This is a genomic window from Deltaproteobacteria bacterium HGW-Deltaproteobacteria-6 (assembly GCA_002840435.1).
Taxonomy (GTDB): domain Bacteria; phylum Desulfobacterota; class Syntrophia; order Syntrophales; family Smithellaceae; genus UBA8904.
Map to the genome: position 1 here is coordinate 1 of PHAT01000008.1, position 25,312 is coordinate 25,312.

18 protein-coding genes and 1 pseudogene are annotated in these 25,312 nt (G+C 46.6%); 1 reads left to right on the forward strand and 18 read right to left on the reverse strand.

Annotation, left to right across the window (positions count from 1 at the left end; genetic code table 11):
• Positions 1-1,732 (reverse strand): hypothetical protein (locus tag CVU71_16160; GenBank protein ID PKN17420.1); only part of this gene is annotated, 1,732 nt, incomplete at its 3' end.
• 1,838 nt (positions 1,733-3,570) lie between these two features.
• The gene (locus CVU71_16165) at positions 3,571-4,080 is read right to left on the reverse strand and encodes a hypothetical protein (GenBank protein ID PKN17317.1); all 510 of its coding nucleotides are present in this window, start codon (positions 4,078-4,080) and stop codon (positions 3,571-3,573) included.
• 140 nt (positions 4,081-4,220) lie between these two features.
• On the opposite strand from CVU71_16165, the pseudogene CVU71_16170 reads away from it, so the two are divergent.
• Positions 4,221-4,424, forward strand: a pseudogene (locus CVU71_16170) (tellurium resistance protein TerA).
• 330 nt (positions 4,425-4,754) lie between these two features.
• Here CVU71_16170 and CVU71_16175 read toward each other — a convergent pair.
• From CVU71_16175 to CVU71_16250, 16 genes are all read right to left on the reverse strand, one after another.
• A complete protein-coding gene (locus CVU71_16175; protein PKN17318.1) occupies positions 4,755-7,952 on the reverse strand; it encodes a hypothetical protein in 3,198 nt (1,065 codons plus the stop codon).
• Positions 7,949-8,899, reverse strand: coding sequence for a hypothetical protein (locus CVU71_16180; protein PKN17319.1), 951 nt, complete (start codon positions 8,897-8,899; stop codon positions 7,949-7,951). Before CVU71_16180 ends, CVU71_16175 begins: the two co-directional genes overlap by 4 nt.
• 150 nt (positions 8,900-9,049) lie before the next feature.
• Positions 9,050-11,074 (reverse strand): hypothetical protein, encoded by a 2,025-nt coding sequence (locus CVU71_16185; GenBank protein PKN17320.1) that lies wholly within the window; start codon positions 11,072-11,074, stop codon positions 9,050-9,052.
• 113 nt (positions 11,075-11,187) lie between these two features.
• Positions 11,188-11,817 carry a hypothetical protein gene (locus CVU71_16190; protein PKN17321.1) on the reverse strand — a complete coding sequence of 210 codons (630 nt, stop codon included), beginning with the start codon at positions 11,815-11,817 and terminating at the stop codon, positions 11,188-11,190.
• 18 nt (positions 11,818-11,835) lie between these two features.
• Positions 11,836-13,203: a sugar transferase gene (locus CVU71_16195; GenBank protein ID PKN17322.1), complete on the reverse strand. Its 1,368-nt coding sequence runs from the start codon at positions 13,201-13,203 to the stop codon at positions 11,836-11,838.
• Between the two features lie 90 nt (positions 13,204-13,293).
• Entirely contained in the window at positions 13,294-14,286 is a 993-nt protein-coding gene (locus CVU71_16200) for a GDP-mannose 4,6-dehydratase (GenBank protein PKN17323.1), read from the reverse strand.
• A 112-nt stretch (positions 14,287-14,398) separates the two neighbouring features.
• The gene (locus CVU71_16205) at positions 14,399-15,565 is read right to left on the reverse strand and encodes a hypothetical protein (protein PKN17324.1); all 1,167 of its coding nucleotides are present in this window, start codon (positions 15,563-15,565) and stop codon (positions 14,399-14,401) included.
• A complete protein-coding gene (locus CVU71_16210; protein ID PKN17325.1) occupies positions 15,566-16,714 on the reverse strand; it encodes a hypothetical protein in 1,149 nt (382 codons plus the stop codon).
• Positions 16,711-17,541: a hypothetical protein gene (locus tag CVU71_16215; protein PKN17326.1), complete on the reverse strand. Its 831-nt coding sequence runs from the start codon at positions 17,539-17,541 to the stop codon at positions 16,711-16,713. Before CVU71_16215 ends, CVU71_16210 begins: the two co-directional genes overlap by 4 nt.
• 7 nt (positions 17,542-17,548) lie before the next feature.
• Positions 17,549-18,823 (reverse strand): hypothetical protein, encoded by a 1,275-nt coding sequence (locus tag CVU71_16220; GenBank protein PKN17327.1) that lies wholly within the window; start codon positions 18,821-18,823, stop codon positions 17,549-17,551.
• 148 nt (positions 18,824-18,971) lie between these two features.
• Entirely contained in the window at positions 18,972-19,847 is an 876-nt protein-coding gene (locus CVU71_16225) for a class I SAM-dependent methyltransferase (GenBank protein PKN17328.1), read from the reverse strand.
• Between the two features lie 250 nt (positions 19,848-20,097).
• On the reverse strand, positions 20,098-21,021 hold the full coding sequence (locus CVU71_16230; protein ID PKN17329.1) for a hypothetical protein: 924 nt from the start codon (positions 21,019-21,021) through the stop codon (positions 20,098-20,100).
• 41 nt (positions 21,022-21,062) lie between these two features.
• Positions 21,063-22,211 (reverse strand): hypothetical protein, encoded by a 1,149-nt coding sequence (locus tag CVU71_16235; GenBank protein ID PKN17330.1) that lies wholly within the window; start codon positions 22,209-22,211, stop codon positions 21,063-21,065.
• A 46-nt stretch (positions 22,212-22,257) separates the two neighbouring features.
• Positions 22,258-22,983, reverse strand: coding sequence for a hypothetical protein (locus CVU71_16240; protein ID PKN17331.1), 726 nt, complete (start codon positions 22,981-22,983; stop codon positions 22,258-22,260).
• A 38-nt stretch (positions 22,984-23,021) separates the two neighbouring features.
• Complete coding sequence (locus tag CVU71_16245; GenBank protein PKN17332.1) at positions 23,022-23,792, reverse strand: class I SAM-dependent methyltransferase; 771 nt, start codon at positions 23,790-23,792, stop codon at positions 23,022-23,024.
• A gap of 18 nt (positions 23,793-23,810) precedes the next feature.
• Entirely contained in the window at positions 23,811-25,166 is a 1,356-nt protein-coding gene (locus CVU71_16250; GenBank protein PKN17333.1) for a hypothetical protein, read from the reverse strand.
• Positions 25,167-25,312: the final 146 nt, after the last annotated feature.

Sequence of the window (25,312 nt, forward strand, 5' to 3'; positions counted from 1 at the left end):
CATTAATCTGAGTCCAGCTGCCCATATCCCACTGCCAGAGGCTGGATCCCAAGACTGCATAAAGCAGCTGATCAACATTCAATACTATCGGACGCATCATGTCGTTTTCTTCATGGCTTAAAATATGACAGTGCCATGTATACTCATGACCGAAGTTGACCATCTGGTTGGTTTGAGGCGTGGCCCATTGATCTCCGGTTGCCGGATCCATTGACGAGAAGCCTTCCGTCGAACCCAGCGGCATCGCCGGATGCAGCGGCCTGATACTATTGGGAAGCGTAAAAGGAACCTGGGGTTGAACCGGTCTCAAAGCGACAATCGTATCTTCGAGAGGATTCATCCGGACCGTGTCTTTCCAGCCCAGTTCATTGTCATCAGGCAGGCGAATGAAGCCGTCCCAGCCGACACGGTTCAGCACCTGCACGTCGAAGAGATGGAAGTGAATGGGGTGCGTGTCCACGCCGTTATGCGTAATCCTCCAAATTTGAATCTCACCCGGTTTTACTTTTTCCGTTGCGGGATCGACAAAATTCTGGAGTATGAAGTTGGCGATCGCGGCATTGGTGAATGGCAATTCCAATCCCAGTTTGGCGCTCATGCGTCCGTAATCGTCAAAAGTGGCGCCCATTTCATCATGAATGGCTTTCGCTTTCATGACAAAGTTGCTCATAACCGTCCCATCCACCTTCTGGAAGCTTATCGAACCATCGGAAATCCGCGATAAACCCCAATTGGGCCACGTTGCCGGGAATGTTGTTGCATAGGTCGTGTTATAAGCCGTCTGACCCACGATGATTGGATCTTGAGACTTCTGGAAAATACCGGTCGATCCGGCAAATGCCGTTTCCAGAGCAGACAAGGTACCGGCGTTGTAACCGTCGGGAACCACCGTCGTCGGAGTTCCCGATACGACAATCTGCATCACCGTTCGGATATTGGGGCCAACACCGGGCGGAATGGGCTTGTAACCGCCGATATCTCTGCGGTCGGGCGCGCCGGTGTAGTAATCATAGTGAGGATCCAGCGCCGGAAATGCCGTCGGAGCATCATTGTAAAGAATGAGCGTCCGGCCGGCAAAACTGGTCAGGTCAACAATAACATCGGCTCTTTCCGCGGGACCCAGAATCAGCGTTCCACCGCCGTCTCTCTGCGGGAGGACGTTGCCGACATTAAACATTGTCGGATCGAGATTCCACTGTACAGGTTGATTATTCAGCACGGTGGGCTTTGGCAAAAACCCGCCTTCGGTGCCGATTTGCAGGAATGCAGGTCCGCGCATTGCCGGATCGGGAACGCCGCCTTCCCGGCCGTCTTTAGGCCAGGTATCCGGAAAGCCGGGAGACTGAGCAGCCGGAACCATGCCGACTTCTGTCGGGGCCGCGGTGTAAACAACTGCAGTTGCCGTCGCCTGTACGCCTGATGCGGGGGGAGCGATGGTTATGTTAGCCGTTGTATACCCGCTGCCGACTGTGGTTATCGTGATATCGTTTACCGCTCCACCCAAAATTGTGGCCACTGCCGTAGCGCCCGTACCGTCGCCGGTAATGGTCACTGCGGGAGCCGAAGTATAGCCGCTGCCGCCGGAAAGACCGGAAAATCCGGAAACGATCCCCGTCGTCGCTCGGTAAAGCTGCAGGTTCAGGAACCGGTCATGAGAGGCATTCAAAATACGGAAACGGTACTGACCCGGTGCCAGGGTAATGGTTGGATAAGCTGTCCCGTTAACCAGCATGGTATCCAGGAAAGCTTCCGCGCCCCAGGACGGGTTAGGTGTTCCGGGCATTTGCGGAGGCTGCGTGGTACCGTTGGCATACGGATTGGTTACCGGCCCATTGGTGATACACCAGGGCGGTGTGGCATCGGGCGTCGATCCGCAAGTCGGGGTTGACGGGAAAAACCACGGACCATAGTGCCAGCGTCCCATGTCATTAACACCGCTCAGGTTCGGATTGAAAGGGTTCTGGGCAGGCATGTAAACATGCGGCCACCAGAGGTCGCCTGTTGTGGCTGTTCCGGTCGGCTGCCCCGGTACGGAGCCCCATGCCCAGGTCGGATCGGTTGCCATCGTATAGACGGTTGCGTCGCCGCCCAGCGAGGCATTGACAAAGGTTTTATCCTGAATGACCAGAGGGATTCCATAACGATATGCACATTCAGCTGCACCGCCGCCGGGGCAGATATTGGGAAGGAGCCCCGCCGTGATGGCCGCTTCTTCCGTCGGATCCGTAATCAGATAACCGGCGGCTTCTCCGGCATAGACATTGAGGCGCGTAATGCCCCAGGCATGGTCATGATAAAACATCAGCCGCGAGCTTTGCTGGTTGGTATAATAATACGTCAGTTTTCCCGCGCCCGGATTGTTGGTGGCATTGGCTACCTGGCAAGTCGTCTGGAGTTTGCAGGCATCAATCGTCGCGCCTGTTGTTGCGTCAAACCACATATCGGGCACATAGCCCACGCTGACACCCTTGGGGTATGTTGTAGCCGCGCCTACCGGAGCCGTCCACTGGTGAGCGGTTCCGTCGCTGATCCAAGGCGTTCTACCGCCATGAAGATGGAGAGAACCGCGCTTCTGGGAAAAATTACCGGAAAGGGGCACTTCCAGAAGAGCCTTGGTGTCCGGGTTATAATTGACGTTGAATGCCCCTGACCCCATAATGGTGGTATCGACAGGGAGAAAGAGGTCACCGGCAGGCAGACTGTTGGTGAACTTGATACGCACCGGCCGGCCATTCGTTCCACCGCCGGGCAATGGCGCATCCGGCGCATAGTTGGGATCATACTTCTTGGCAATGATGATCGGACCGAGATAATGGGGTGTCAGCAAGCCTGCACCGCCATTTGTCTGCCGATAACCCTGCAGTTTCGTGCCACCGGCCGTGGCAAGCGTTTTGTCAAGGTTGTTCACGGCATCAAAGGCCGTATGCATCCGTTCACGGTACTGAACAAGTTCGATTTCATAGTAATCGGATCCGGCATAGGTATCCCTATCGGGGACGGCAATGGGAATGCATTGTCCGATTGTATTCGCTCCGGGGGTTGCCCCGCAAATTCCCGGCAGGCCGTCGACAAATTTTGCCAGCGGCGGACTATTCGCCCAGTTGGGGGTCGTAAAATAATCCGGAATATAATACCCGTTAGCCCCCGTATTGAGCGCCTGAGCATCACGTACGCCAATTCCCCATGGAATTACGGCCATGATCATCAGGATCATCAAAATGTTAAAATCTCTCTTACACATTGTTTTCTCCTTTCTTCCTGAACAATGAATGCTTTACCTGTTTGTTTTCACACACCCCCACCGGGGATTCCCCTCATAAAAAACTCTAATCCATCATGATGATAAAATACTTGATTCCAATATCTTCAACAATCAGGGATTCCCCTATTCACGGCATCGATATTTCTTAAAGACAAACTTCCAAAAGGCTTTCAGACGTTTTGTACTTTGCCGATATTAAAAAAAAAAGAGCTGCCCAAAGCAGCCCCACCATCATTGCATCAAACGTCGCTAAACGCGTCCGGAAGTCTTCGCCAATCTTTACCGGCTTCACGCCGCTTATCGTTTTCTTAAAACAGCAGAAGACTCCGGCCGCCGAACGTTTCGTGCAGTCCGACTTTCCATATTTCATTTTCCCTGAATAATTGAAGGACTGCCGGATGAGGGGACTTTTTAAAATGGATGTTGATTTCGGCTTTATCACGCCCGATCATTCCGATGGTCCATTTGCTGTGTTCCAGCACCAGCCGTGGATCGAAAAACGACAGATATCCATCCCAATAAGCTTTGGATATGGCTCCCCCCTGCCGGAAATCATCTTCGATTGTTTCCCTCGGGGTAGGGCTTCCGGATTTCTTCAGTTCCCGGTATGTGGAATCAATGGTCTTATCTTTGGTCTTTTCCGTAATCTTCGTCCAGACTTTTGGATATTGTTTCTCCTTCATTGCCTGAAACAGGGATTCCGATACGGACAACACGTTATTGATTTCCATGTCCGAAGGCTGGCCGGCATACAATACGGAGGGTGACAAACAGGCCAGAACGATAAATAAAGCTGCGATGACCCTGTAATGTATCAAGGTTCAATACTCATAGAATCAGCATCATCTTTTCAGAAGAAGTGAAAAGATTCTAATGTTGCACAGGTGTTCCTGACGTAGATGAAGAACCGGAACCCGCTGCCACCGCAACTGCTGCTGCCGCTGCTGCTGCAACGGCTGCACCAATTGCCAGCGTTCCTGCTCCGATTCCGGCAATACCCGCTGCTCCTGCTGCTGCCCCTGCCGCACCTGCCCCTGCCGCACCGGCTCCTGCTGCACCAGCGCCTGCTGCACCAGCGCCTGTGCCGGCTCCTGCACCTGCACCTGCTCCTGCACCTGCTCCTGCGCCCTGCGCTGCCCCGGCGCCTGCACCTGCTGCTGCGGGCTGACTATAACTCGCCTGCGGAATCCATGTCACAAAAAAAAGAAACACAATCAAGATAACCAAACGTTTCTTGCATTTTATTTTTTCCATCACTCCCTCCTTCTCGGACAATTAATCACCTGATTCATCTGTTTCCCGTTGAATCGGCCGGACTGGGTTTGCTGCCGATCTTCGGATACAAAATATAGATAACGGATGAGATGTTCAATCAGGGATGTCCTTATTTAGGGTTCCGAAATTTCTTACGATGTGTTCCGAAAAGGTTTAGTGCACAAGCTGTCAGGTTTTTTCAAATCAGGGAAAAACTGAGCATTGGATTTATTCTTGTCTAAAATAATTTTAGAACTACTGCGGTCACAACAGCCGTATTCATAAGAATCTGGGTGAAGTCGCGAAGCTCACGAAGCCAGGCTATCCGCTCGAACTGTTCCGGCACAATGATCACATCGCCGGGTTCAATATCTTTGACTTTCTCACCGAACGCGGTGAATTCCCAGCGGGACCGGGTGCCATTCCATTCCAGGAACCCTCTTCCCAGTTTTCGGGCACTGCCGTCCACTTTGATAACGAAGGTCGATGCTTCATCGGCATAGCGTGAATACCCGCCGGCCATTCCTATGTAATCCTGATAGTTCCATTGATCGCTGTAGATGTAACTGGCTTGGGAAAACACAGCGCCCATGACGGTAACGACATTGTTTCTCTGAGGAATGTGCAGTCTGTCGCCGTCCTCCAGTTCGATATCATACTCGCTTCCTTTCAGCAGGCGAACATTCGCCAGTTGAATGGTCATTCTTCCCTGGGCTTTCAGGGCTTTCAGGGCTTCGATAAACTTCTGTTTCTGCGCCATCTCTACTTCTTTGGCTTTAATTTCCTCCGCGGACAAAGCTTTGGACACCGCCTGTGATCCGGAAACCAGCAGTTCTCTTTCCATTCTCTTGGCGATATCTTCAAGGTTCTGCTGCTGAAGCTCTTTAACGCTTTGCCGGATAAACATTGATCCCCGCAGATACGCATTGGGGGTATAGCCTCCCGCCCGCTCAATCAGCGATGAAAGTTTTTCTCCTTTGTGCACGGCATAACGGCCCGGAAACCTGAATTCTCCGCTAATTGTAACGAATTTCATGGCGCCCCAATCGGGGATTCTCTTCACCAGCAAACGATCATAAGGTTGTAAAACCACGTTACTTACCGGATCGCCCTCCAGGGCTTTTCTTAAATTGATCACCCGCCTGTCCGTCCTGGCCGTTTTTTGTCCTTTTTCAATAACAATAGAAGAGATTTCCGCTTCATCTTCGTAGGCCGATTCCAGTATGTTTCCGCCCTTGAATACCAGATCGCGAACGGTCATCCCTTCCGTATACTGGTAACTTCCGGGCTTGGCAACTTCACCGTCAATCACCGCACTTTTCTTATAGACCTGCTCCCAGATGGAATGGATAACGATGCGGTCTTCGCCCTGCATGACCAGATTGTGCTCGGGATCTCCTTCCATGGCCCGCGCGATATTGAAATACAGCGTTTGATAAACCCTCCCGGGAGACGTTCGAATAATCTCACCTTTTTCCAGATACGAGTCGTTGGTCAGTCCGCCGGCGCTTAAGATGACATCCTTGACGCGCATATTACCCACCAGGCCGAAACTGCAGGTGATTCTCAGCCTGTTTTCCATGCTCTGCAGACGGTCAACCAGATCCGGCCGTCCCATTCGGGCCAGTTCGCCTTTTAAAATCCGTACGCTTTCGGCAGGCGTGCGGCCATTGTTCTGAGTCTCTTCACCGATAGCTTTTGCAGCATTGGCAAGATTATAAAGCCCTTGTTTTCGCAGATCATCCTCCATGCTTTTCAAGTCCTGAAGGACCAGCTCGGCATCGACCTTTTTCTGATCCATAATCATATCCTGTGCAACCTGACAATCGCCCCGGATTTCGCCTTCTATCAAAACAGCAGGTTTGTCTTTGAACTGCCATTGATTAAAAACATACACCTGATCCTGTGGCTGTAATTCGATATTGCTGGCCGGATCCTTCTGAAGCAGTTTTTTCAGATTGAAAGGGATCAGCTCGCTCGTCATTTGCGGTGGTTTGAGTCTTTTCACCAGCGCGTATTCCAGATTGGTTTCCGGCAGTAGTTCACCGGCATCCTTAATGAGATCCGAAAGCCTCATCCCCGCTTTGATTTCATATTTACCCGGCCGCTTCACATTGCCATGAAGCGTGACCACATTGACGTTCGTATCCACAATGGAAAAAATTTTAATCAGATCGGCATCCTGAAGTTTCACGGCAGCCGCCTTCTCCAGATTTTTATCATTGATATCTAAAATAACCTGCCGTTCGCTTTTGATAATCCGTTCCACCTGGATCTGCTGGGTATAGGCGGCAGGCACAATACCTCCGGCCAGTTCGATGATGCTTTCCAGATCATGGCGGCCGCGGAGTTCATAAATGGCCGGACGTCTGACGTTTCCGGCTATGCCCACCATCAGTTCCGTTACCGGAACAAAGACCACATCGCCCGCCATCAGCGTCACGTCTTTCGATTTATCCCCTTTTAATAAAAGGTCATACAGATCGAAGGTCGTGATAAGCTGGCCCTTGCGTTTCAGCTGAACATGCCGCATGGAACCGATTTCCGTAGGTCCCCCGGCCAGCAGCAAAGCGTCGGTGATAGTTGCAAACGAGCCAATGGTATAAGAGCCGGGGCGGCGAACATCGCCCAGTACAAAAACCGGAATCGTCTTTAAGGAGCCCATGGAAATATCGACATTGGTCCCCACCACCTGTTCCGACTGTTTGATGATTTGTTTGGACATCTCTTCAAAAGTCATTCCGGCCACAAAAAGCGGCCCGATCTGCGGGATGGTTATTTTACCGTCGCGGTCCACGGTAAGATCATGCTGGGCATTGATTCGCCCCCAAAGCAGCAGTTTAACTTCATCCCCCGGTCCAATCCTGTATTTCAGAGGAACAGGCCCGTCTTTTCGGTCGCTCACCACCCGGACGGCCGCCTCGGAAAAAAAATCAAATCCGAACGGCTTGAGATCGATTGCAATATCCTGATATTTGCCCGCGCTGCGGGAACGTTCGAAAAATGTTTTTTCCCTGGACATCTCTCCACTGATCTTCAGATCAACGCCCGGCGATGTTCTTTTATTCAGGTCCTTCCGGCTGTCATTCTTTTCTTTCTGTTCTAAAAGCTGCTTCCCTTTGGCCACCTCTTCCGGGGTCAGTTTTTTGAAAGCAGGGTTGGATTTTAAGGCTTCCGCGTTCAACCGTCCGCCTGATTTGACAAGCTCGGTCTGGATCGCTTCTTTCTGCGCCGGCGAAAGCCTCTGATAGGCTTCGGCTTGTTGCGAGCTCATCTGCTGCATATTCTGGCCCTGAGCCAACCCGGGTATGGGCTGTATCGTAATATTGGTCATCGGCGTACTACCCTGCGCAAATATTTCCGGTGCAATGACCGTGAACGTCATGACTGAAATAAATAGTGTGGTAAGACCGAGACTAATGAGTCCTTTTCTCATTTTACAACCTCCCCATTATTCTTTTTTAATTTTTCGTAATATTCCAGAAATAGCGCGATACCGATGCCGCTGAGCAGAGAAATAACAAGCGAAAGTAATGCAATTACGCTTCGTCGCGGTTTGATCTTTTTATCCGGCATCATAGGCGGATCAATGATTTTGAAAGCAAAGTTTTCCTTAACCTCCGCCATCATCCCGTTCTCGATCTGCTGGGCGATCAAGTTATACGTTTTCTGCTTGATAAACGGATCCGTCGTGCTTCCCAACTGCTCTTCGAGGTATTGGCGATTGGTTGCCGCAACACGTTTGACCTCACTACTCATATAATTGGTCAGCGTTACAAGGTAGTAATCCGCAATCAGAGCCGCAAGCTTCGGGTCATGGAAATCGACGGTAACCGTAATGGTATTGTCTTTAATATTCCGGTTGATTTTAACGTTCTCTTCCAGCAGCCGTAAGGCATCCCAGATATCGGGAATCTTGATGAATTTAAAAGGTTTCATTCCCAGAACGCTGTATTCCTGCTTCCAGATCCGCCGTTCTTGATCCCATTGCCCGTAAAACAATAGTGGCATGAGATTGTACTGCTCGATGATCTTCCGTCTGAGAATATTGGAATTAAGCAGGCTTACAATCTCCGAGGCATTCGCTTGTGAGGATGACGGCACACCCGGAAAGCCTCCCAGTTGCTGGGCCAGTGCCGACAACCCTGCAGTATTAGTTCCGCTATCCCTGCCCGTTACGGGACTAATGACCGCTTTGGCCTGGTAGATGTCCGTCATCAAAAAAGACAGGATGATCATCGTAACGACGGCTGCGACCATCATAGAGCCGATCATTTTACGACGCTTCCAGATGACCTGCCCACAGTGGTAAAAGTCTATCCCATCATGATCCGGCTCGTAATCACAGGAACAGTCCCGCATCTGTTTTGTTTTTTCTGACATGATTTATTCTCCAAGATTGATGATTGTTAATACCGATAATAACCGGGCAAACGGATAATCTAATAACCTGATAACCTGAAGGTACTTAAGGTCACTGTAATTACTCCGGTCGCAAAGGTTACGCCAAGTCATTCAAACAGTGCAAAGGATCTATTGAATCATTCCCTTGTCTTTGTCGGTATAGACCCTGGCGTTTCTTCCGATGAAATCGAAAAGATTGCTGAAGTGCCCGATGTCCTGGGCCACATCCCGCGTCCAGGGAGCAACCGACGTTTTATACGATGTTTTGGAATCCTTGCCCAGGAAGGCCCGGAGAGGGATGCTGAGTGCGATTCCTTTATCATGATAACCCATATTAACCGGATCATTGAAAACAGACGTGTCCGTAATACTGTACCAGGCTGAAAGGATGATCCCGTTGAAATTCTTGGAAACCGTTATGACGGTTCCCCGATCACCCGCCAGAAACTGACCGTTTTTCAGATCGACGTTAATTTCCGCTTCAGGGATGTTCAGCCGGATATTGAAAAACCCCGTGGCATAATGATCTTTCCAATCGTCTTTTTTTAATCCGGAAATATTGTTCGGCTCCCGCTTTTTTACGACGCTTCCGGAAAGCCCGATGAAGAATCTCCCGTCAAATAAGGGTTTTGCCACTTCCCAGTCGACGCCCGCATATTGCTCTTCCAGATAGCCGAACGAAGCTCTGCCGTAAATATCACGCGGGAATTTATGAATCTGGTTGAACAGCAATGAGCCCATTTCCAGTGTCTGCTGCTGATAGAGAACAATATCCGTTCTCACCGGCGTTGATGTCGGTGTATTGGACGACGAGATGGTGTTGACAGGATACCATAACAATCCTGCCACCAGAGTCCCCCCCTTCCAGGGTGTAAACAAAACCTCGCCGGACAAGCCCAGCCGATAACTGAAGAAACCCGAAGGGTCATTGACAAACAATTTGAAATCAGGCTTCAACATATAATCAATATACCGCTGGTGCAGCTTTTCAACACCAAGACTTTTTAAATCTTCGGTTTTGATCTCCGACAGATAAAGAAATTCATGGGTGTTCATATTTTCACTGTAATAGGCCCGCACGTCGGCAACATCCGCTTCAAACGCCAGAACCGGGATCCTGTTGTCGGTCAGAACGAGGCGAATTCTTCGGAAGTCAGCCGCGGGGGTTTTCGAAATGATCTGATTGACGGCCGCCAGTGCCACTCCGACGGCCTTCATGTTGTAATAATACTTGTTGTTGCCGGCTTCAATCCGCAATTCGTCGTCATGCTTCTGAATCGCAATATTGCTGAATCCGGATTCATAAAGTGCATTGGCGATGCGATACTCCAATGGACTCTTTACGATTTCTGTTCGCTCACGGTATGGATGATCGTAGATGGGAATAAAAGGATGGCTGAAATCAACCGACATGGAAACATTGATTGCAAACTGTTCACCGCGCTGCCAGCTTAGATCGGCTTCCAGCCAACTCCATGGTTTCAGCCGGATGCCGAAATTGAAAGGGGAAGGCACACCTGCCGGGAAATATTTCTTCTGGGCGGGATCCGTCGTCTGCCGCTCATAGCGTATCGGACTGTATTCCGCCATAAGCATCAACCAGTCCGTGGCGGCAAACTGAATCCCTGCAAAAAATTGTCCGTCTTTCCGCCATGAAGAATTGTCCGTCAGCATCTCCATTTTAAAACTTTCTCCCGATGAGGGCAGCGGTTCTTTCCCATAGCGTCCATTGCCGAAACCAACGGAAACATCAAACGGATAAAACTGCTTACTTGCCGCGATATACTGTGAAGGATAAACCCTGGTTCCAAACGGGTCCATAATGCCCAGAGCGAGTGCCGGCCACCATTTACCTTCGGGAAGAAACTGCCATTTCATGCCCAGACTCTTATCCTTGTAATTTCCATATGCCGGCGTTAGAGACGGTAAATCCATAACTTCTGTAATTTTTCCGTCAAACTCCAACCCTTGAACAGGACTGATAGCGCCGTAATAGTAATTATAGGGTTTGACTGTTGTAAAACCGGCTCTGAACCTGGCTTCCGGCATGACCCGTGCCGACGGAGTCTCCATAAGTCCCGTTCCTCCCCAGTTAGAAGGTCCGGTAAATGGATCGTCACCGGCATAAACAAGACTTACCTGTGTCATCGTCATAAAAAGAAAGAACAGACAGACAGCAGGAGCGATTCTGCGCTTATCTATGGATGTCAGAAGCCGTTCCCCTTTTTGTTTTTAAAACAAGTAGAAAGCAAAGAGTGTTTCGGCCCTTACTTACGTCTGTTGACCGACCGGTGCGCCTGGATGAACCGCTCCAGCAGCACATCCGCGTCTTTCTTGATAAGATGCAGATTACCGATATTGGTCATTCCTGTAATATTGACGGACCAGGTGTTCGCCAGCGTTTTAACTTTCGGATTGACCTCGAGCGATACGATTTGCCGAAACTCACACTTGATATCATAGGCATACCAGTATTTTTCCGTTTCATGCGTATTGATGTTGACATAAAGGACAGGCCTTCCCGCCAATTTTAGCCATTCATCGCGTGAAAGTGTTCTGATCCCCGCCGCAAAGAGTTTTTTTTCGATATTTTTCTTTATCTGTTCCGTGCTCAGTCCCGCTTTTTGAGCATATTTCTGGATATTAGGTTGAATATTCTCTACCAGAACATAAACGCCTTTTAACCCAGTCAATGTGGATCTGCTGATTTCCGAATCGTCAGCCGGAGCATAAGTTGACCAGAATAAGGCTGACAGCAATATAGCGATGACAGTTTTATACGGAGACATTTTTTCACCTTTCATCATTTGCTTTTTATACTCAATCCTTTTCGCAGGTTGATTTTTGCCACCATTTAGTCCGGCATATATCCCGTTTAACACCCACCCATCCGGCATCCCGCTCCGGAAGAAAGTTCATCTTGCACCTTTGCCGAATAACACGGTTCTTACTGTCCTTGCAATGATAATCAAATCCAGGGGCAATATGACGTTCTTGATATAATAGAGATCATATTCCAGCTTGGCCAGCGCGTCTTTGACCGTAGCGCCGTAAGGATAATTGACCTGAGCCCATCCGGTAATGCCCGGCCTGATGGAATGGCGTAAACTGTAAAAAGGAATTTCTTTCTTCAGGCTTTCCACAAACTCCGGTCTTTCGGGCCGGGGGCCGACGAAACTCATGTCGCCTTTTAACACATTCCAAAGCTGAGGAAGTTCATCAATGCGCAACAACCGAATAATCTTCCCTACCCGAGTGACACGAGGGTCATTTTCCTGTGCCCACACGGCGCCGTTTGCTTCCGCATTAATCTTCATGGAGCGAAATTTGATTACCTTGAATATTTTTTCATCCCAACCGACGCGGTTCTGGTAATAAAAGACAGGTCCATCGGATTCCAATTTCACTAACAGTACCGTCAAGAGCATAACAGGGAAGGCGATAACCAGGAGGATAATCGCCATCGCTTTATCAAATAATTTTTTTAGTTTCGTATTATAGATATTTCGTTCGACGCCGGAAATATCGGCAAACCCCAGCCACATATTAGTCGTATGCAGGACAGGAATAACTTCAAAATATTCCTCATAAAAAGTGGGCATTTCATATACATTTACGCCGCTGAATTTCACTTCGACCAGTTTTTGAAAAAATTCAATTGATCTTTTCTTCGTCGCGGCAACTATGACTAAATCAATTTTATGTCTTATGACTAGCTCTTTCAAATCACACGTATTGCCGAGGACGGCGTAATCCCCTATTTGCAAATCACGCTTCTCAGGATCATCATCCACAAAACCTGCCATCTTAAAATCAGACCGCGATTGCAGCACATGACATAGCGATTTTCCGGATTTGCCGGCGCCCAGAATTAATACCTTCAGGGGTTTTCTCGTATCCAGAAAATACATAAAAGCAAAGCGCCAAGTGAGCAGGAAAAGAAAAGCGAAGGAACCGCTGATCGCAAGAATACCACTGCCGTATGGCCGGATATGAAGAATGTAAAAAAGAGAAACATTGATCATATTAATCGTGATGACAGCTAAAGCAAACCGTAAGGTGAAACTGCTTTTGCCCGTTCTCTTTTCCAGGTTATAAAAGTCAAATATATAAAGAATGAGAATATACAATACAATGGTAATAATATCGGAAATATCGATGATTGCCGCTGGGTCAAGCAGTATTCCAAAACGCAGGATGGGCCCCAGATAAACTGAGGCCGCGATCAGGACGATATCGCCTGCCAGCAAAATAAGTCGATTTTGTGAAGCAGTTTTTATCATTTAAGAATCAGAAATCCGGTTAGGGACGATGATATTTTGATTACGCATGAAAGGGTTCATGAAACAGTTTCGTCAAACATATCAGAATACTCAGAGCTTCATGACGAGCGCTTCACCATTGGTATTTTGATGTTCCAATTCTTCCTCAACAAGGCGGCGAACCAGTTCATCAAAAGTCAGATCATACATCCAGCCAAGTTTTGTCTTGGCCTTGGCTGGATTTCCATAAATCGCAGCGATATCGGATGGGCGGAAAAGTTCTTGATCGATTATCGTGTGCTCCTCCCAGTTCAAGCCGAAATATCCGAATGACGCCGCAGCAAATTCTCTGAGACTATGGACCTCGTTGGTTGCGATAACGTATTCGTCGGGTCTATCCTGTTGCAGCATCAGCCACATGGACTTGACATATTCCGGCGCATAACCCCAGTCCCGCTTGACATCAACATTGCCCAGGGATAGTTTCTCCCTGGCCCCTTGTGCAATCCGCACCGCCGTTGAAACAATTTTCTTTGTTACAAAATTCGATGGTCTGAGAAAAGACTCGTGATTGAACAGAATACCGCAGCAGCAAAACAAACCATAGGCCTCGCGGTAATTTATGGCCAGCCAATGACTTGCCGCCTTGGAGATTGCGTATGGGCTGACAGGATACAACACGCAGTCTTCAACGACCGGCAGGGTTTTAACACGTCCGAACATCTCACTGGAAGATGCCTGGTAGAATCGTGCGGACAGTTTTAAAGTCCTCATCGCTTCCAGCAGATGTTGGGTACTCTGGATATTGAATGTAACGGTGTCCAGCGGATCTTGAAAAGAGCGGGAAACGGAACTCTGTGCCGCCAGATGATAGATCTCATCGGGGTCAAGCCAGTCAAGCAATTCACTTACTTTGGGCAAATTCAACAGATTACCCGGCAGGAGATTAACCTGGTCTTCGATTCCGAGCGTCTTCAGATTCTCCAGATGAGATCGATCAAAGTCCGTTACCAGACCGTAGATCTGATATCCTTTGTCAAGCAGGAACCTGGATAGATAAGTTCCATCTTGCCCTGTAATACCCGTGATGAGTGCCTTTTTCATGGGTTATTCCTTTATGCGGCAATGATGTTTCGGAAGGGATACGTTTTTTATGTGTGTTTTGCGGAAAAGCGGCAGATCTTGCGGAATGTCTGATCTGAGATTGCAGTGCATCCTAAGTAATTATTGAATAGATTTCATTTACGCTAGCAATATTGCGCTCCCAGCTATATTTCTCCACTACCAACTGCCTGGCATTGCGTCCCACCTCTTCGGCAACCGGATAGTTCTTAAGCAGGGTTATACATGCTTCGGCAAATTGTTCAGGAGAGTCCGCTACCACAATACTCTCCCCATTTACGGCAGCGATAGTCCCCAACCCGAGGGTCGTCGCAACAACCGGTAAACCACAGGCCATTGTTTCCAGAATCTTAAATTGCATTCCGGAACCAGCCTGCATCGGGGCAATCGCAATCTGCGCTTCACTTAACGCACCTGCTATGGAATCAACGTATCCGGTAACGATCACCGAATTTCCATTATTTAATGCTTTCAGCCTGGGTCCGGGGTTGTTTCCGACAATCAGCAGGCGCACATCAGGCACTGACTTTCTGATCTTGTCCAGGCATTGTTCATGGAACCAGAGAATGGCATTCTCATTGGGAAAGTAACCCATATTGCCAGAGAAAACGATTGCCCTGTTTTGCGGCAGGCTTCCATAAGGCCTGAATTCTTCTGTATCGACACCCAGCGGAATGCTGACAACATTATTCGAATGAATACATTCTTTGTCTTTATCGGAAACGACGATGGAGAAACCATATTTGCTTGCGATCTCATTTTCACACCGCCTGAGCCTTTTTAATTCCATATTGAAAATCCATTTCAATGGATATCTTTCCTGAGCGACCCTTCTTTCAAAATTCAGCTGCATGGAATCAATCAGGTCCAGTATCTTCGGCACATTGATGTTTTCCGTATATTGGGCCATTCTCAGCATATAAGTATGGACAACATCGAAGCCTCCGCCTGTATCTAACAGGCGCCGAACTTCCTTTTCAAATCGTTCAGAGTGAAAATACGATACCTGAAAAGGAGCAGATGAAAATATTCCTCCGAACATATTAATGACCGATCTATGTCGGGAAAGCTTCACCGGTATGATTTCCGCGCAAAATGGTTTCAGCTTATTCGCATATACCAGTTCTTTATCCGACTGATAGAATGTAAGCAGGGTTATCCGATGATCCCGGCTGATGAGCCTTAGCCGGTGATAGGCAACAGCCTGATCACCTTTCAACGGGGGATAGGGGAAACGGGGCGTAATGAAAAGGATGTTCATTTAATGAACCCGATAAACTTCTTCATAGGTTTTAAGGGTCTCTTCGGCCATCTTTCGCCAGGAAAACTTATGCGCCTGTCTGACGCCGCGGTCTGCCAGTTCCTCACGCAGCGCTTTATCACCCAGCAGCTTGACTAACGTGCATCTCAAGGCCTGGCCATCCGTTGGATCTATCAGTAAAGCGGCATCGCCGACTACTTCAGGTATTGATGTTGTGTTGGATGTAATAACAGGCACGCCGCAGGCCATGGCTTCCAGGGGAGGAATCCCAAAACCCTCATAGAGAGAAGGATACAGAAAGACCTTTGCGGCGTTGTACAAAAGAACCAATTCTTCCATTGAAACAAAATCCAGAAAGGCAATATCATCTGAATAATTAGAGTCCCGGGCGATCCTGAACAAACGGGTTTGTCTCCAGTCAGGCACCCCGGCAATCAGAAGTTTTTCTTTAATGCTAAGCTCCTTCTTCAGATTAATAAATTCTCTTATCACCAGCTCGGTGTTCTTGCGTGGATCAACCGCCCCTAATGTCATGATGTAATCACCCGTCATCTTAAATCGATTTTTTATCTTTTGAGCGGCTTCAGCCTTGCTCACGGTCCGGAAACAGGCGTCGGCCGCTTCGTATGTTATTCTTATATCTTCATTTCGCAATCCGGTGATGTGCTTCCGGATATCATTTTTAGAATACTTTGAAACCGTTATCGCCATGGCCAGACGTTTGGCAGACCTTGTAACTATCGCTTTTCTGTAAACTCTGCCTGCCCTTTGATACAGGGACGGAGACTCCGCCATCTCAGTGCTGTCTTTCAAATACATGACATCGTGAATCGTTGAAATTAATTTAGTGCGTTTATTTAACAGGACCGGCGCTGTATTTCCGCTGCAATGTAAAATATCAACGCAATCTTTCTTTACCTGCATGGGTAATATGATTTGCTCCCACATCGGGTAATTGGAGGGTAACAGTTTACTTACACGGAAATTCGCTTGCATGGGCAGCACCCTATCGCTGTCGTCACGGTCAGTGTAAAGGATGTATTGGTTGGCGGAGTCTATCTCGGCGAGGTTCCTGATGAGGTTAAGAGTATAATTACCGATACCCCTCCTTTTCATGACGGCAAACCTGGAATCGATGCCTATTCTCATCCCATGCGTCCTTTTCTGTTCAGATTCAGCAATGGTTTCAGAAGCGGATGTGCTTTAAGATACATCGAGAATAGAAAAACTCTTGTCAAGAAGATGATATCCAAAAAAACATTGTTAGGGCACTTATACTCATGAAGCATCTTCCGCAACCTGTACAAGTGCTGAAGCAACTCCGTAATATTTGATGACCTGCCTCCCTCAAGAAAATACGTCGCATCAAAGGGCAGCACGGTATACTTTTCGTTACCCTTAAAAGCGATCCGCAACCAGAACTCATAATCCATGGCCTGAGCATAGTCTGTGCGAAACAGACCGTGTTTCTCAAAAATATCTTTAACAAGGAATGTTGATTGGTGCGGGATAGAATTCTTTTTCAGAAGATTACATAATGCAGGGTCAGGCAAATAATGATGTTTTTGATTTCCTAGTGCGTCAACTACCCTTGCCCCTGCAACGGCCCACCGCCATTTTTTTTTCAAAAAGGAATTAACAACTTTATCTATAGTACAATCATCGACATACCTGTCACCGGCATGAAGATGTGAAACTAATCCTCCTTTAGACAATAAAACACCTTTGTTCATTGCGTCGGATATGCCGCAATCATAGTCAGAAATAATGAGCGTCCGTTTATCACCGCCATGAATGGTCGCGAGGTTTTTTGCGATTGATACAGTTCTGTCATCTGATTTTCCATCGATGATAATATATTCTATGAATGGATAGGTTTGATTGAAAACACTCATCATTGTTTTCTCAATCATCTTCTCCGCATTCTTGCAGATAGTAATAATCGATACAAGTGGATAACCGGCGGTTGCAACCATGGAATAATTACCTTGGATCTTCTGAACCTACAGGATGACAGATGGTCATGATCACTCTCATTGGTTCCGTAACAACGATGTAGCAAGCAATCAGCAGAAAGCAGACTATCATGATTTTTATCGCCAAAAGCGAGTCGATGGGAATAATATACAGCGGCGGAAGCAACAATGCAGTCAGTGCAATATTCTTGCCGACGGCTTTTGACGGTTTGAGCAGTCTGCGCCTTACAAGTCCCAGCAATGTCCCCAGGAACAGAGCATAGAATACGGACATTATTTTTCCAAACACGATATACCCTTCAATGATAAATGTGGGGTTGACGCCATGTCCTGACAGCATTCCAGTGTAATCCTCATGCAGGGATGGCCCTATCGAAGCTGAAAACGCCGGATAACCTATGACAGATGACAGCGTGTGAAAAAAATACAAAAAGGGATTGAATTGATAGTTGACGGCAAAATCATAGATTTCACCGCTCGCATACATTGAATATGGATGCATAAATTGATACCAGACAAAGTTCAAAGCACTGTTCATACTTTCAAAATCAACTGCTCCCAATGTAGAGACATAGATAAAATAGGCCCAACCAAGGCCGATTAAAATTCCGATGCTCATCAATGCGGGCCGGGTAAATACTCTGGTTTTTGTGTTGAAAAAATAAATTCTTAAATATTCGCCCAGGGCAATCGAGAATATTACAATCAGGAGTGTTCCCTTTTTGGGGGCTGCAATGGATAAAACAATAGAAATGATCAACGCAACCCATCCCCAGTTTTTCTCTTTATTTGATTTCAAGAGCGGCGTACAGCAGGCGAGGAGCACGATATCGAATGATCCAATACCTAACAGAAGAGAAGATGCGACTTTATTATTGAGATCAAATTCTATATATGAATCACTTCCTGTTTCGCCAATAATCAGCGGCAGTTGGTTGAATACGGACAACATAATAAGCAGTTTGCAGGCCAACACGGCTAAGCCAATGCCAAGAAGATAGTGCGCCTGAGCAGACCCATCTGATTCACTAATTTTCTGAGGTTTTATTTTGGGAGAACAGACCCAAAGCGAAATTGTAAATACAAATAAACATAACGTCATATGGAGGACGCCAGGTGCCGTCAAATCAGGCCTGAACAGATACTGGCCTGATACCGTTATGGCAGTGGCTATCCTTATTGCAAGAAAGAGAAAAAGTGGATCAAGCCAGCCCCAGACTCTTTTCCTGAAAAACAGATATAAAAGTAAAACTGCAATGCTTACTATTTGCCAATCTTCCATATTACTATTTCTCTTTTTCACGTGTCATTATTCAAATAATCCAACATGAGCGTATTCGGCCATTATCCCCCGACAGGCCTGCTTCGTCTTTAATAAGCATGAAATGGTAATTGCATCGGCGGTATTGCCCAATCACTGCGATATGTTTTCATTTACTTTGAGTAGCATCGCAAAATTGGAAATTAACATGCGGTTGTTTGATCTTACGAAACAGATGGACCTGATGGAAGCCCAGAGAGGGCATTACCCTATATATGACTTTTTTTGCTGCGTTCCTTAGGCTCGAATTTATAAGAAAATCGGTGTCAGACGTAATATAGGATTCCAAAGTCAGAAATCCCAATTTTTCAAACATATATTTTATCTCATTTGCAGTGTATTCGCGCCAATGCAGCCCAACAACCATATTGTCTTTTCCGTTGAGCTGAGCAAAAAAATCGTCGATGGGATTATGAATTGAATGGCCTAATAACAACTTCAGTCTATTCGTCAATCTCGCTATATTAGGTAATGACAGATAGAGAAGACCGCCACTTTTTAGTGTTCTATTTATTTCAACTATAATCGGCAACGGATTGAAATTTAAATGTTCAAGAACTTCGCACAGCATTACGACATCATATTTGTCATCTTCACAAGGGATCCTGTTTGTCTTCAGGTTTTGCGATAACATTTTTATATGGTGCCGTTTATATCTGAGTTGAAGTCTCTCGTTGGTCATGAATTCGGGAATATCCATTGCAGTAACTGAAAATCCAGCTTTAGCCAACGATATCGATGTAACACCTAAAAAAGCCCCCATTTCAAGAATATTAATTTCTGAAGGTTCATTCCGAAGGCACAAGTTTTTCTCTATATATTTTGCTACATCTTGCAACGTTCTGATGTAGGATGGTTTGGATCGAATGATATATTCAGATTCCCCCTTCGCCCCACTTCCGTTATTCAGCAAATCGATCGGTTTCTCGAAATATTCTTGAATAGTTTCGTCAAGAACATTAATGACATCATTCTGTGATAACATATGCTCTCCTGGATGAATGATCTAACCTATTTAATAAAAACATCGAGCTGAATCCGAATCAATAGAATACCAATGCATTGCATTGCCTTGTAATAAACAGTGAGCGTATTATGATTCTTTTTCTCCCAGGTAAAATCGTTTGCCCTCTTTAAACCCCTGTCCGTCCGGCAGTATTGACAATGCATCATCATTCCGCAGATTCCATACCGCGACAGCCACATCTTCCATTTACCCGCTCATCGAAAGATAATTACACAGCTCCTAAAATATTCTCGATCCCATATATCGTACACTGCCTGGCAACAACGTTCCAACCTTCGGTTTCAATTGCCGGCACGGCCTTACGCGCCCTTATGAAAATGTGACTTCGCAGATGGGGAACTATTGATGTAAAGGTACGCAACGTGGAAATAAGGGCCCCCTTCGTCCCGCGAAATACATTACCGTTATCCACATAATAAGCATATTCAATTTGAAAACCTGCCATTGCCAGCAACCGAATCAACTCTCGCTTCGTATAAAGGCGGATATGAGGACGCCATAGGTCGTCATGAACAACGTGGCTGACTTCCAATGGCTCTAAATTCTGAAGGCCGACAGCCAGTTTACATATATCTCCAATGAATGAAACGCTGTTTGTCGTCAGGTACAAAACCCCGCCCATTTTTAAGAGCCGGTTAATCCCGCATAATAATGACAATGGATACATCTGGTGCTCGATAACATCGGTGCAAATAGCGACGTCCTGTGAGTCTTGCTCAAAAGGACCGGAAAGGATATGCGGCGGCCCGGCCTTTCCGCACTTGCGCAGATCGAACTCCATCTCGAGAACCCTGATGTCTCGCGCAATCATGGCGTTTACGAAATCGGAGGAAAAATTAAAACCAGCCGCAAGCAGTTTGTAATCCTTTGAAGGGAATAGTTTATCACGCAAAATCCGGGGCGTTGTCCCGGGGAATGCACCGTAATCACATATCGTGCATGACGGATCATGTATGTCATCAGCCAGATGACGAAACAATTCATATAACCTGCCCCGGCCTTGTCCGAGGTTGGTTCGGGGCGAAGCAACCCGACGGGAAACGGCTGACTCCACACTCACTATTTCCGTTGGCAGAGCATCTGTTTCATCTTGCCGCAGCCAATCTGAGTATATTTTTCGGTTGAGTTTCATCGGTATTGTTTAAACTGTTTTTCGAAAAGGCACGTGAATAATTAATCCATTGCCTTGTGATAAACCAACAGTGTGTTGCGAGCTGTTTCTTCCCACTTGAATGCATTTGCTCGTTCCAATCCCCTGGCCCGCATCATTGATAGCGCCTCGTCGTCATTCCATATCCCCCATATTGATGCGGCAATGTCCTCCGCCGACGTGGGAACAAATAACTTTCCCGCGTTGCCTGTAACTTCAGGAATCGTCGTGCAATCAGAAGCTACTACAGGGCAGCCGCAGGCCATAGCCTCAACAAGAGGTATTCCGAAGCCTTCAAACAACGATGGAAACACAAGGAGACGCGCCCCGTTATAGAGATACGGAAGGTCTGAAAATGGCACATAACCAATGGTCTTTACAAGATTTGCCAGACCCAACTCCTGTATTTTCCGGGCAACGCTTCCATGATATTTTTTCGAGATGCCTGACAGAACCAGCAGACCATCAAAGTTCCATTTATCCGCGAGCAGTTTCAGCGCGTCTAGCAAAACAGCATGGTTTTTGTGCGGCCATGTTGCCGCAGGATAGAACATGAAAGGTCGATCTATTCCATATGCCGTAAGCAGACGTTCCGCAGCATCGTTATTTTTCATAACCCGAAAAATCGGTGAAAATCCTGTATGCACGACATCAATCTTCTCTGGTTCAATGGAATACATCTCAATAAGGCAGTTCTTCGTAAACTGAGCGCTCACGATGACACGCGTTGCCAGTTGTGCGGACTTCTTGCACATTTTTTTTCTAAGGCGTAATTCTTTTCTGGAAAAAAACTCAGGATAAAACTCATGCTGCATATCCCAGAATGTGAGCACTGTCGGTCTGTCGATCACCAGGGGATCAATAATCGTAAACGGATAGTGAATGACATCGCTCTGCTGGTCAGCCAATTTACTGACATAGAGATCAAAGTTCAGTAAGGTTCGCATAACTCGATGAAATAACTTTCTCGATACCGGTTGTTCATAGCCGCGGATCGCAGCTACGGAAACTCCTCCACCGTCAAACTCACCACGGTTGACCGCAGTTGTGAAGACAGTGAATGAATTATTGTTATGAACAACAGGAAGATGACGAACCAGCTCCCTGAAATATGTCTCCGTCCCGCCCATTTGACCGGGGTTGAAGTATAATGCATTAAGACATACCTTCAAAACCTGCCCCCTTTGACGAGAAGAACTACTCCATTCACTTTGAGGCTCATGATTGATCTCCTTGCACGGGCTTGTGAACAACCGCAAAAAAGACGGGGTTCAGAATTGCAGGGTTCAGATTTGCATTAATTTTGCGCAGAAACCTGCTATACGCCCAATACATATTTCTTAAATGATACCTCACTCTCGTTCTGAAATTTCTTTTATACGCATCTTCAAAGCCACCGAATTTGAAGTCCACTATCCCTGCGCTGATCATAACCTGCCTTAAGCTGTGTTCAATAAATCCAACCTCATGGGTGAAATCATTATACCTGTGCAGTTGCGCATCCGGAGCTTGCATATTCGGCACTTGAATGATGATCGTTCCGCCAGGGGACAGAGCTTTATAAAGACATTTCAAGAATGGCACGATCTCTTCTTTTTTTATGTGTTCCAAAACGTCCAGAAGCGTAATGACATCATAAGAAGACTCCCTGTCTGATAGCCATTGAGCCGTATCTTCAACCAACAGGCAATTCAACCCCAATGAAGCACAAAATGCGACCGTGCTCGGGGATATATCGATCCCAAGATAATCCACATAACCCCATTTCTTCATGCAGGAAAGCATTTCACCGCGCCCTATTCCGATGTCCAACAGTTTAGCCGTCGTATTCGAAGGAAAGAATTTCCTGTAATTATACTCAAAACTATCAAATTTGAAAGTAGCCTGTTTATAATCGTCAAAAGCATTATCAATATAAGAATCGAAAATCTCCTTCATATTCATTCCACCTCGGCACTAAATTTATTTGAAGAAATGTTTTGCTATAAATCCGTTCGACGAATGCCCTGATCGTTCAAAGAGTTGCTTCGAATGAAAACATTGAATATATCCGCGATCGCAGCATGACAAATCAATCGAAAGAGAATTCCCGGCAACTGACTTCTCGTAAAAATGTGTATATACCGTCCATCAGTTATCAGGTTCAGGCCATGTCGCTTAGCGATCTCTTGCAAAGATTTAACGGTGTAGAAGCTGATATGTTGTCCATGTTCAAGCCCGAGATATCTCCAGCCGTCCGGTCCCGACAGCAATGCAGGTACCAGTTCCGTTGAAAGGAGAATATTCGATGAGAATTTCAATATGTTCTCAATGTCATCGGAAGGATTTTCAAAATGTTCAAAGACTTCAAACGCCGTCACCAGTTCATATGGAATCGATGAATCCAGTTCAACATCGAACTGCCGGGCAAAGAGGTTCTCGCAGTACTTGTCATACCTGTAGAAATCGAAACCCTTATCACGCATCAGTCGCACAAAAATGCCGTAACCACCGCCATAATCCAGGAATCTTGCTTTCTTGTCAAAAAACAGACCTATAACCGCTCTCGTTACCCTGGAGAGATAAATGTTGCGGCTGAACAGTCCCACATCGAGATTGCTGATTGCTGATGAATAGGCCTCTGCAAGCCAGTATGGTTTTTCCGTCTGAATGAAGCCGCAGCTATTACAACGAAAATAATTGACGTTGAATTTACTAAGCAGAAATGCCTTGCCAAAATATTTGCACGCATGGTCACACACCTTGCATCTCATATTCTTGAGTCGCCATTTCTATTCATGGGAAAGAATCCTGTTGTTAAGGAATGTATATGGCACAACAACCAGCAGAACATAAGACCCTATCATCGCCATGAGCAGTCCGTTTACCCCGAATTTGCCGACAAAGAATATTTTTGCAGCTATTGAAACAATGGTAAAGCCGGTTGCAATAATCAACTGCAGTCGTATGGCATTCACACCGTTCAAAAACATGGAGTAGGTAACCCCCAATCCTTTGAGAACCATCCAGCCTGCACATAACGCTACAAGCATAAAGGGCAATACGAAATCAGAGCCCACCCATAGCGCAAAAATCGGCTTATAAAACAGAACCAGCATTCCTGCTGCACATACTGTAAAAATCAGTGTAAGAATCATGGACCTGTTTAAGGTCTGTCTTACCCACAGATGGTCTCCACGTGCATTTGCTTCGCCATAAGCAGGCCACAAAGGGGTGAAAGCTATAGCGATAATTATCAAAACACCCTCAAAGAGCCTGGAAACAATGGAGTATTGCGTTACTGATTCGGCGCCGAGCATTCTGGCAAGAATAATGTTATCGGAAGCAAAAGCAATAGACACCGCCAACTGCAATACGAAAAAAATCAACCCTCCATGAAGAATACGTTTCATCCCCTTTGCAGAAATATCAGAGAAGCGGGGCAGAAGATCACGACGCCGCACAAAGAAAAAAATTATTCCATTAGCCAAAAGTGAAACGATGGGGGAACCTGCCATTGCCATAACAAGCCACATCAAATCAGCTTTCACATAAATGACAAACAGGATAGACAGGACACTCAAAATACTCCCGATGGTTTGCCATAGACTGCTCCAAAATCCTTGTTGCATGCCCATTTGAACTCGTTGTACTATACCGGCAGGCACACCTACGGCAAAGCAGACCATAAACGAAGCCACGGCTGGCCCGGTCTCCCGGATTGCTGCTGCGGACTTGACATTAAAGATATTATTCCACGGAATCAACGGATATATAGCAAAAAATACTAATAAAATAAGTATCATTAATAAAGTAAGGATTAATAATGCATTTGTTATATGCGATCGAATCGCGCCAATGTCATCTTTGCCATAAGCCTCCGTTATTGCATTCATCAGCCCATTACCTACTCCAAAGTCGGCAAATACCATCATTGCAATAACGGAGCTAATGGTCATCCAAAGGCCATAGCGTTCAGCACCGAGGTAGTTGAGGGTTAGGGGAACGGTTATCACAGCAGCGACAAACGATATGACCTTAGCTGCACCGGAAGAAAGTGCCGTGAGAGTTATTCTTCTGTGGCGTTCCCTTGCTCTATCTTCGGAAGTCCCGGTATCGATCCCTGTTAATGTTAGCCGCGTCTTCAAATGATATACTTATCCTGAAAAGGGAATGCCGCCACTGGTATATTTTCTGTATGGCTTTTTAGCATGCAACAATCAATCTGCCTGCTATGCGTTAATTTGATTTATTATTGAGAAATATATACATTTTATTCTATATTAAAGAAAAT